General features: G+C 49.2%; 2 protein-coding genes and 1 pseudogene. All 3 read right to left on the bottom strand.

The window, feature by feature from the left end; all coding sequences use genetic code 11:
• Positions 1 to 374 precede the first annotated feature (374 nt).
• Positions 375 to 1,049: a carbonic anhydrase gene (locus NDA01_RS31625; protein ID WP_348231176.1), complete on the bottom strand. Its 675-nt coding sequence runs from the start codon at positions 1,047 to 1,049 to the stop codon at positions 375 to 377.
• A gap of 266 nt (positions 1,050 to 1,315) precedes the next feature.
• Positions 1,316 to 2,087, bottom strand: a protein-coding gene (locus tag NDA01_RS32195; protein ID WP_431193616.1) for an IS1 family transposase whose coding sequence is annotated in 2 segments (ribosomal slippage) — positions 1,316 to 1,813 and positions 1,815 to 2,087 — 771 coding nt in all. Because the reading frame shifts where the segments join, the coding sequence is not laid out codon by codon here.
• Between the two features lie 82 nt (positions 2,088 to 2,169).
• Positions 2,170 to 2,700: pseudogene (locus NDA01_RS31610) on the bottom strand (transposase family protein); the annotation flags it as partial.
• Positions 2,701 to 3,347: the final 647 nt, after the last annotated feature.

The following is a 3,347-nucleotide window of genomic DNA, read 5'->3' as shown; positions in this document are numbered from 1 at the left end:
GCCGTCCTAGACATAGCTACTTTTATACGGGTTTGTATGCCTATGGCTGGGTCAACTTTGTCGACACCTGTGCGGATTTGGTCAATGCCTTATTGCAATTGAGCCCTGGAAAGTGACCGTTTTATCAACGAGGTCAACGGGCTATGTCCCTGGTTCGCTCTCCTTTGTAAGCCCTTATGTCCCCCCGCCAGGGCTGAAACACCTAGCAGCAGTTGTTCTGGGCTAAGGCAATTAGGTATTGACTCAGGCACATCAAAAAACATCCTTTCTAGCGGGTCGAGCCAGTCATAGCTGTAGAACCCCACCTGAGGCGTTAACACACGCATCTCTACCGGCTGAATAACTATTCCAATGAAACGACGGGGTTTCCCTGATTACTGTGAAATAGCTGTAATCAATGGGTCGGGTACCGGGAAGGAGCGCTGCCTTAGCAGCGTAAACTGCCCTAATCCCGCATCATAAGCGAATACCTGACCGGTCTCGATTTCGTACATCCAAGCATGCAAATTTAGCTGCCTGCTATGCAACTTGGATCGAATGACAGGATACGTCTCTAAATTCTCTATCTGCGTCAACACATTCTGCTCGATCGCGATCTTGAGCAATCGCTCGGGCTGTAGGTGCGCATAATTATCTAACACTAAGCGTCGCGTCGCTTCTCCATGGCGCTTCAACCAGTCGTAGACTAGCGGCATCTGCTCACTCAGATTGCCGATTTGCAGCAACCCCTTCATGGCCCCACAGTGGGAATGACCACACACAATGATGTCCCGTACCCCGACGCCAGCGACCGCATACTCTACCCCGGCGGCTTCAGCACTACTGGCGGCTCCATAAGACGGAATGATATTCCCGACATTGCGCATCACGAAGAGTTCACCAGGCTGAGACTGCGTGATTAAGCAAGGGTCAATCCGAGAATCGGAACAAGTAATGAAGAGAACTTCGGGTGCCTGCCCGTTCGAGAGTCGTTCAAACAGGGCTCGATTTGTGGTGAAGTAGTCGCTCTGAAAGGCATTAAGTCCCTGGATTAGACCGGTCACTGACATAAATCGATTCCTACTGCTGGCAAGGCTAGTGAGTGTACTCACACGGCATCCTCAAAACGGATGTAGTTCTATCCTTCCCTACTACACACGAACCGTAACATTTTCCGTACTTCGGTAAAGAAATGCTAACAAATGACTTGATCAGGGGGACACAAGAACACGAACCAAGGGCAAAGGTAGCGGTGCGATGTAGCAAAGCCAAGTGCTAGAGGATTAAGAGGTGCAATCAGGATAGGGCAATGTTGTACATCTGTTGATGGCACTTTTTACACCAATAACCCAAACTCATGCCGATTAATATACAAACCAATGACAACATCATGAACGGCTTCAGATTTCGAGAAGCAAATCGTTCTCCGTGCCAGTCGCTTAATCCGAGTTCTCCAAGTCAAATGTTTCCGTTCAATCTTCTGGGTATTGGCTTTACCCACTTGGTGCAGAACTGAATCTAAATGTCGTTCATAGGCACCCCATCCATCCGTGTAAAATCGATGAATGCCAAATGGCTCTAGCAGTTGCTTCAGCTTGAGAAAGACATCATCCCTGTGCCCACCTAAGACGTAGGCTAGTACCACTCCCGTTCCATGGTCACTGGCATGCCAAAGCCATCGTTGATTTGCTTTTTTCTCAACAAAGCTCCACATTTCATCTAATTCACTCTCCCAGGTTTCCCAATCAGCTAAAAGCTGGACTGGAACCACTTCTACGTTGAACTGCTCCGGTTCAACCTGCTGTAAGGCTGCTTTGTTAACAGACTGGAGTTGTGCGGCTTTTTTTTAGTTCACCTATCACCGTTCGAGTACTGACATGGAGCACTCTGGAAATGTCTCGCACCCCACTGCCATTCAAACTCATATCCACAATTTGTTGTTTAATCGCGGGCAGTCGTCCTGGGTAGGAAGGATTGAGCATGAAAGTGCGTCCTTGACACACCTCCGCTCGACAGCGAAATCGTTGTTTACCCTCTGTGCTTTTATCGTTCTTGACCACCGCTTCATCACTGCGACAATGAGGACACACCACAGAAATCAGTGCCATTGTTTGAGACTCTTATGAGAGAGGTTAAAATTGCAGATTTCTTGTACATAGTTTAGAGCATCAACAGATCTAAGACACTACCAGCAAGCACGACCAACCTGAAAGATTTTCGTAACCAACTGGGTAACTGTCGCACCAAGTGCAAGCGCAAGTGAGCGGGTGAAGTAGTGTCCTTGCCCCGATATACTCGAAAGCTCCAAGGAATGCGCCAGGGTCCGACGACCAGATACAACACGATGAGATGCACGCCGCGTTTGCTGTGAAACACAGAGACTAAGTGCTCAAAGGCTTTGAGCTTGCCACGTTTTTCCAACGTCGTCAAATCCACAATCACTTGCAGATGCGGTCGGCGGCTTCGGGGACGATACTGCTGGAGTTGCTGACGCACGGCTTCCCGCAGGCGACGAATGACCTCACGCACTGACCAGCGATAGACGTTGAGGAAGCGGCTGAGAGCGCTGAGGGACTTTATTAGACTGTGTTCTGGCAGAGGAGCACCCTGGGCTCTAAGAAACAACTCCAACAAAGCTTGCAGGCTTCGACGCTGGTAGGAACTCGGCATCCCATCGAGCAAGTAATAGATTAGTTCTTGGGCGTGGGCAAGAATGTCCATTGTTCCTGCAATCTATTGGTTTCACGCCTTTTTTCTCACCTTTCAGGCCTAGGTGCAAGATCTGAGTTGGGCCGAGTGGTTTACGAGAGACGATGATGCACTCCAATCAGCACAACCGGATGAGTGAACGGTAGCCCATGCAGTGCAACCAGGGGTAGGCAAGCTTTGGAATTGATTATGGTTCCTAGCGATCGCAGCCTAAACCCACATAGGCCGATTCACCGCGATCGCCTCCTGGAATATTGCTGACCCTCTGCAATCTACGATCTACTGCTAAACACGAATATAATTCCGTAGTTTCTCAGAGGACTAGAAACCTAACTTTAAAGCTTTAGTGAAGCCTAAGGGAAAATACTAGGAATCTTTGACTCAATGGGTGAGGATGGCCCCGGACACGCTGCTAGTTTACGAATAGGAGTAGTTTCTTCCAAAACCAGGGTGAACGCTCCTGCCATGCGATGTTCCTCTGCTGTTTATCCGCTTAGAGCCATGATCAAAGCTGTTCAGATGCAGCCTTCAATTGCCATCATCGGGTCAGCTTGTCTTGCCGGGAGCATGTCACCTTTGCGAGGTTCGGTGAAATCAGTCAGGATAGAGGCAATTCATTGTTGCAACCCCTGACATGACTCCTGCTCAAGCACAAGCCC

Source organism: Trichocoleus desertorum AS-A10, assembly GCF_039962155.1.
In the GTDB taxonomy this organism is placed as follows: Bacteria; Cyanobacteriota; Cyanobacteriia; order FACHB-46; family FACHB-46; genus Trichocoleus.
This window is presented reverse-complemented; position numbering and strand designations above follow the sequence as displayed.